Annotated in this window: 8 protein-coding genes and 1 pseudogene; 6 read left to right on the plus strand and 3 right to left on the minus strand. The window is 65.6% G+C overall.

Annotated features, from left to right (window positions below):
* The 4 genes from VGH54_RS24925 to VGH54_RS24940 all read left to right on the plus strand — a co-directional run.
* A partial coding sequence (locus tag VGH54_RS24925) for a hypothetical protein (protein ID WP_331514812.1) occupies positions 1–147 on the plus strand: 147 nt, incomplete at its 5' end.
* The gene (locus VGH54_RS24930) at positions 144–1082 is read left to right on the plus strand and encodes a crotonase/enoyl-CoA hydratase family protein (RefSeq protein ID WP_331514806.1); all 939 of its coding nucleotides are present in this window, start codon (positions 144–146) and stop codon (positions 1080–1082) included. The genes VGH54_RS24925 and VGH54_RS24930, both read left to right, overlap by 4 nt.
* Positions 1083–1098: 16 nt before the next feature.
* Positions 1099–1821 (plus strand): PaaX family transcriptional regulator C-terminal domain-containing protein, encoded by a 723-nt coding sequence (locus tag VGH54_RS24935; protein ID WP_331514813.1) that lies wholly within the window; start codon positions 1099–1101, stop codon positions 1819–1821.
* Positions 1818–2585: a crotonase/enoyl-CoA hydratase family protein gene (locus VGH54_RS24940; RefSeq protein ID WP_331514807.1), complete on the plus strand. Its 768-nt coding sequence runs from the start codon at positions 1818–1820 to the stop codon at positions 2583–2585. The genes VGH54_RS24935 and VGH54_RS24940 overlap by 4 nt, the downstream gene beginning before the upstream one ends.
* Here VGH54_RS24940 and VGH54_RS24945 read toward each other — a convergent pair.
* The 3 genes from VGH54_RS24945 to VGH54_RS24955 are packed head-to-tail and all read right to left on the minus strand — an operon-like array spanning position 2579 to position 4605.
* A complete protein-coding gene (locus tag VGH54_RS24945) occupies positions 2579–3751 on the minus strand; it encodes an FAD-dependent monooxygenase (RefSeq protein WP_331514808.1) in 1173 nt (390 codons plus the stop codon). The two genes, VGH54_RS24940 and VGH54_RS24945, sit on opposite strands and share 7 nt — an antisense overlap.
* Positions 3752–3763: 12 nt before the next feature.
* Positions 3764–4222, minus strand: coding sequence for a DUF3060 domain-containing protein (locus VGH54_RS24950; RefSeq protein WP_331514809.1), 459 nt, complete (start codon positions 4220–4222; stop codon positions 3764–3766).
* 5 nt (positions 4223–4227) lie between these two features.
* Positions 4228–4605 (minus strand): DUF3060 domain-containing protein, encoded by a 378-nt coding sequence (locus VGH54_RS24955; RefSeq protein WP_331514810.1) that lies wholly within the window; start codon positions 4603–4605, stop codon positions 4228–4230.
* A 147-nt stretch (positions 4606–4752) separates the two neighbouring features.
* Between VGH54_RS24955 and VGH54_RS24960 the strand changes: the two genes are divergently transcribed.
* Together VGH54_RS24960 and VGH54_RS24965 are read left to right on the plus strand one after the other, a co-directional pair.
* A complete protein-coding gene (locus VGH54_RS24960; protein WP_331514811.1) occupies positions 4753–5400 on the plus strand; it encodes a TetR/AcrR family transcriptional regulator in 648 nt (215 codons plus the stop codon).
* A gap of 282 nt (positions 5401–5682) precedes the next feature.
* Positions 5683–5892: pseudogene (locus VGH54_RS24965) on the plus strand (30S ribosomal protein S12); the annotation flags it as partial.

The following is a 5892-nucleotide window of genomic DNA, read 5'->3' on the forward strand; positions in this document are numbered from 1 at the left end:
TCGCTGCTGGTGCGGCACGGACACCCGGCCGTCGCCGAAGCGTTCCTGGCCACCCGGCTGGAGGGTCAGTGGGGCGGCGCTTTCGGGACCATGCCCGCCGGGTTGGATCTCGCGCCGATCATCGAGCGTGCTCTAGTAAAAGGATGACGCACGCGATCCGGCCGGTCGACTTCGACAACTTGAAGACGATGACCTATGAGGTCACCGATCGGGTTGCACGAATCACCTTCAACCGGCCCGACAAGGGCAACGCGATCATCGCCGACACTCCGCTGGAGCTGTCGGCTTTGGTGGAGCGTGCCGACCTGGATCCCAATGTGCACGTCATCCTGGTCTCGGGCCGTGGCGAAGGTTTTTGCGCGGGTTTCGATCTGAGCGCATACGCCGATCGCACCGGCTCGGCCGGCGGCACCGGCGCCTACCACGGAACCTCGCTGGACGGTAAAACCCAGGCGGTCAACCATTTACCGAATCAGCCGTGGGATCCGATGATCGACTATCAGATGATGAGTCGCTTCGTGCGTGGCTTTTCCAGCCTGTTGCATGCGGATAAGCCGACAGTGGTCAAGATCCACGGCTACTGCGTGGCCGGCGGCACCGACATCGCGCTGCATGCCGACCAGGTGATCGCCGCGTCCGACGCGAAGATCGGCTATCCGCCGACCCGGGTCTGGGGAGTGCCGGCCGCCGGGATGTGGGCGCACCGACTCGGCGATCAGCGCGCCAAACGTCTTCTGCTGACCGGGGATTGCATCACTGGCGCGCAGGCCGCCGAGTGGGGTCTGGCAGTAGAGGCGCCGGATCCGAAAGACCTCGACGAGCGCACCGAACGCCTGGTGGAGCGGATCGCCGCGGTGCCGGTCAACCAGCTGATCATGGTTAAACTCGCGCTCAATTCCGCACTGCTGCAACAGGGTGTGGCCACCAGCCGAATGGTCAGCACGGTGTTCGACGGTGTCGCCCGGCACACGCCCGAGGGCCACGCATTCGTCGCCGATGCCGTCGAGCACGGCTTCCGCGAGGCGGTCAAGCACCGCGACGAGCCATTCGGTGATTACGGCCGGCGCGCGTCCCAGGTGTAACGAAATGTCGAAATCGCTGGCCCGCATGCCCGCCCGGTCGGTGGTGCTCAGCGTGCTGCTCGGCGCCCATCCGGCGTGGGCCAGCGCGGCCGAATTGATCAGGCTCACCAATGATTTCGGCATCAAGGAAGCCACGTTGCGAGTCGCGTTGACCCGGATGGTCAGCGCGGGCGACTTGGTGCGGTCCGCCGACGGCTACCGGCTTGCTGACCGACTGCTCGCTCGGCAGCGCAGGCAGGACGACGCCATGCGTCCCCAGCTGCGGCCGTGGCACGGCTACTGGACCACGGTGATTGTCACCAGCATCGGCACCGATGCGCGCACCCGTGCGGCGTTGCGAACAACTCTGCACCACAAGCGTTTCGGTGAGCTCCGTGAAGGCGTGTGGATGCGGCCGGACAACCTCGAGCTCGACCTGGCCGACGAGGATCGCGCCCGGGTGCGCATCATGCAGGCCCGTGACGACGACCCCGCCGAGTTAGCCGGCCAGCTGTGGGATCTGCCGTCGTGGGCTCGCACCGGTCACCGGTTACTCGCCGACATGTCAGAGGCCACGGATGTTCCCGCTGGTTTCGTGGTGGCCGCCGCGATGGTGCGCCATCTGTTGACCGACCCGGTGCTGCCGGAGGAATTGCTGCCCGCGGACTGGCCGGGCTCGCGGCTGCGTGCCGCCTACAACGACTTCGCCGCTGAACTGCTGCAGCGGCGCGATGGTATCCGACTAGTGGAGGCGACATGAGTGATCCGGTGCGCGTAGAACGTCATGGTCCAGTGACCACCGTGATCCTCAACCGGCCCGAGGCCCGCAACGCGGTCAACGGCCCAACCGCTACCGGACTGTTCGAAGCGTTCGAGGAGTTCGACCGTGACGACACCGCGTCGGTCGCAGTGCTGTGGGGCGATCACGGAACCTTCTGCGCCGGAGCGGATTTGAAAGCGTTCGGCACGCCGCACGCCAACGCGGTGCAGCGGACGGGTCCGGGCCCGATGGGGCCGACTCGAATGGTGTTGTCAAAACCGGTGATTGCCGCGGTCAGTGGCTACGCGGTAGCGGGCGGTCTGGAGTTGGCATTGTGGTGCGATCTGCGAGTCGCCGAGGAGGACGCCGTGTTCGGGGTGTTCTGCCGTCGGTGGGGGGTACCGCTGATCGACGGTGGCACGATCCGGCTGCCTCGGCTGATCGGGCAGAGCCGGGCGATGGACATGATCCTCACCGGTCGTGCGGTCGACGCCACCGAAGCGCTGGCGATCGGCCTCGCCAATCGTGTTGTGCCCAAAGGGCAAGCGCGGGCAGCCGCCGAGGAGCTGGCCGCCGAGTTGGCCGCGCTGCCGCAGCAGTGCATGCGATCGGATCGGCTGTCGGCGTTGCATCAGTGGGGGATACCCGAAACCGAAGCGCTGGACTACGAATTCGCCAGCATCTCCCGGGTAGCCGCCGAAGCCACGGAGGGTGCCGGGCGTTTCGCCGCCGGCGCCGGCCGCCACGGCGCGTCGGCTCAGTAGTCAGGCAGGCTGAAGGTACGCGCCACCGCCAGCGACTGCCGGGCGACCAGCTTGCTGACGCCTGGGATGCGGAGCATCCGAAGAGCGACGTTACGCAGCGGGGCGAGTCGGCCCGAGGAGATGCGTTCGGTTCTCAGGGCGTTGATCGCGAGCTTCTGACACCGCGCGACGTAGGGCGCGAGCTGCCGCTGGTAGCGGGCGAACGCCGCAGCGTAATCGTCACCGGCCGCCTGCATTTCGTGAGCCAGCACGTAGACGCCGACCAGCGCGAGCGTCGTGCCCATGCCTGAGCGTGGCGAGGCGCACCAGGCCGCATCGCCAGTCAGGCAGACCCGGCCACGGGCGTACGAATCCAGGTGGACCTGGGCGATCGAATCGAAGTACACCTCCGGAGCCACGGCGAGGCCGTTGAGCAACGTGGGAACTTCCCATCCCATCCCCGCGTACCTCTCGACGAACAACCGTTTGTTGCCTTCGGTGTCGCGGTAGTCGAAGGCGACGTGGGGGTCGCTGAGGAACAAGCTCGCTCGGGCCGGCTTGTCAGGGTCGATGCCCTGTAGGGCGGCCGTTCGGCCGGCATCGATGTAGGCCATGCCGCAATGGTCAAGCCGCAGACGGTTTTCGATGTCGAAGAATCCGAAACACTGACCCAGTTGGGTGACGTACCAATCCTCGGGTCCGAACACCAGCCTGCGCGTGCCGGAGTGCAGCCCATCGGCGCCGATGACGAGGTCATAGCTGCCCGTCGACCCGTCGCTGAAGGTCACGTCGCCCCCCTGGTCGTTGTCGACGAGGGCCGTAACACGTACGCCAAAGCGGTAATTGACGTCGTTGCGCACGGCTTCGTACAGGATGCGAGTCAAATCGCCCCAGTGAATCTCCACCTCGCCGCTGATGACTTCGGCGGGTAAGCGGCCGACTTCCTTGCCCCGGCCGTCGACCAGCACCAGCGGTCCCATTTGGGTGGCGCTCGCCTTCACCTGCTCGAGCAGGCCCATCTTCGCCAGCACGGTGAGCGCGGGCCCGCGAAAGTCGACGGCCTGGCCGCCGGTGCGCAGTTGAGCAGCCTGCTCGGTGATCGTGACGGCATGGCCGTGCCTGGTGAGCCAGAAGGCCAAGCTTGGTCCGGCGATGCCGCCGCCGTTGATCAGAATGTCGAATGGCATTGCCGCGTAAAGCTAATGGGCCTTGTTGATGGTGTTCCCGCTGCCGAGGTTGTCGACCTTGGGGTCGCCCTGTTTGTAGCTGATCGTGTTGTTGAACCCGACAACGTTGAGTTGCTTGTCGATCTTGTCGATGGTGATCTTGTTGTCGGCGCCGCCGACGCTGACCGTTCCGCAGCTGCCCTTCACCGTCAGCGTGTTGTTGGACCCGCCCACGTTCAGCGACTTCCCGTCGCCGCAATCGAGAGTGGTTGTGGTGCCCAGTGATCCGTAGTTGATCGTGTTCCCGATGTCGAACTGGGCGCCTGTGCTGGTCGTGGACGGCGCCGTTGTCGACGAGGTGTGCGAGCCGGTCGACGGGGCCGTGCTGTTGTTCTTCGGTGCGCAGCCCGCCATGCCGAACACCGCTATCGCGGACAGCGCCACACCGGCCGCTGCGGCCAGACGGCGAGATGAGCCATGGGTGTTGCTCATATGGCTTATCCCCCTACGTGACTGATGCGATTTGTCATGCCGAGTTCGCGACCGCGGTCCCACACGAACGGGTCACCGCTTTTGTAGAAGATCGACTCGTTGGAGCCGTACACGGTGATGTCGTGGACGACGTTTTCGGCGACGACGGTGTGACCCGAGCCCATCACGGATACCGCCCAGCATGACCCCAGCGCGTTGACCGTGTTCCTGGTGCCGTCGACCAACAATGTTGCGCCGTTGCAGTCGATCGTCTGCTCGATACCCATGCCGGTGACATGGGTGTCACCGTTTTTGGCGTGACCGGCCGGTGCGCCGGCGGCGGACGTGAAGGCGATCGCGACCGCGCAGGCCGCCACGGTTCGGGAGGGGATCGACCAATTCACTCCCGTGCTCCTCTCGCCATGGCGCGTGATCTGCTCGGACAGAGCCTACGTGTTCGTGTCCTCGGCAGACTAGAGTTCTTCGTTCCGGGGTGGCTTTAACTAGAAGTCGTCGACCAACCCGGGCCGATGCAACCGAAGGACGTCGCCATGGCAGCTGAGCCGGAGTCATCGGCCGGTCGGTCGGGCGCCGGGTCGAAGCCGTCCGCCCGCGGAGGCAGGCTGAGCCGCGAGATCATCGTCAACGCCGCGCTCACCTTCTTGGACCGCGAGGGCTGGGACGCGCTGACGATCAACGCCCTGGCCACGCAGCTCGGGACCAAGGGCCCGTCGTTGTACAACCACGTCGACAGCCTGGAGGACTTGCGCCGCACAGTGCGGATCCGGGTGATCGACGACATCATCCTGATGCTCAACAGGGTTGGCGAAGGCCGTGCCCGCGACGACGCGGTGTTGGTCATGGCCAGCGCGTACCGCAGCTATGCCCATCACCACCCGGGCCGGTATTCGGCCTTCACCCGGATGCCGCTGGGCGGCGGCGACGATCCCGAATACACCGCCGCGACCAGGGCTGCCGCCACGCCGGTGATCGCCGTGCTGTCCTCCTACGGGCTTGACCTGGAACAAGCCTTCTATGCAGCGCTGGAATTCTGGTCGGCAATGCACGGCTTCGTGCTGCTGGAGATGACCGGCGTGATGGACGACATCGACACCGACTCGGTGTTCTCAGATATGGTGCTGAGGCTGGCCGCAGGCATGGAGCGTCGCAGCGGATCCGGCGCACAACAGGCCCTGTAATCGCGGCCGCTGCGTGGCCCCACCGGACCCCGACGTCGTCGCTTTGACCTGCGCGACTCGCGGCGGGTATTGTGGTGGCTCGTGCCTGGCGGTTTTAGGCGCTTCACCTAAGACGCGCACGCCGGGCCAATTCGCATGCCAACTACGCAACGGATTGATTTCTGCGGCGGGCGCGTGCGACACACCCGGCCGCGGGGGACCGCGGAAGGGCGTAACTGCACTACAGAGACTTAAAAGCACCAGACAACGCAGCAACACAAAGACGAAGTAGAAAGCCGGTAGATGCCAACCATTCAGCAGCTGGTCCGCAAGGGTCGCCGTGACAAGGTCGCCAAGGTCAAGACGGCGGCCCTCAAGGGCAGCCCGCAGCGCCGCGGGGTATGCACCCGCGTGTACACCACGACTCCGAAGAAGCCGAACTCGGCGCTCCGGAAGGTCGCGCGTGTCAAGCTGACCAGCCAGGTTGAGGTCACCGCATACATCCCCGGTGAG

It is taken from the genome of Mycobacterium sp., assembly GCF_036488105.1.
GTDB lineage: Bacteria > Actinomycetota > Actinomycetes > Mycobacteriales > Mycobacteriaceae > Mycobacterium.

Bases quoted from the DNA above. Each gene is read 5' to 3' on its own strand.
- VGH54_RS24930 (WP_331514806.1), top strand. From the start codon at position 144: ATGACGCACGCGATCCGGCCGGTCGACTTCGACAACTTGAAGACGATG.
- VGH54_RS24940 (WP_331514807.1), top strand. From the start codon at position 1,818: ATGAGTGATCCGGTGCGCGTAGAACGTCATGGTCCAGTGACCACCGTG.
- VGH54_RS24945 (WP_331514808.1), bottom strand. From the start codon at position 3,751: ATGCCATTCGACATTCTGATCAACGGCGGCGGCATCGCCGGACCAAGC.
- VGH54_RS24950 (WP_331514809.1), bottom strand. From the start codon at position 4,222: ATGAGCAACACCCATGGCTCATCTCGCCGTCTGGCCGCAGCGGCCGGT.
- VGH54_RS24960 (WP_331514811.1), top strand. From the start codon at position 4,753: ATGGCAGCTGAGCCGGAGTCATCGGCCGGTCGGTCGGGCGCCGGGTCG.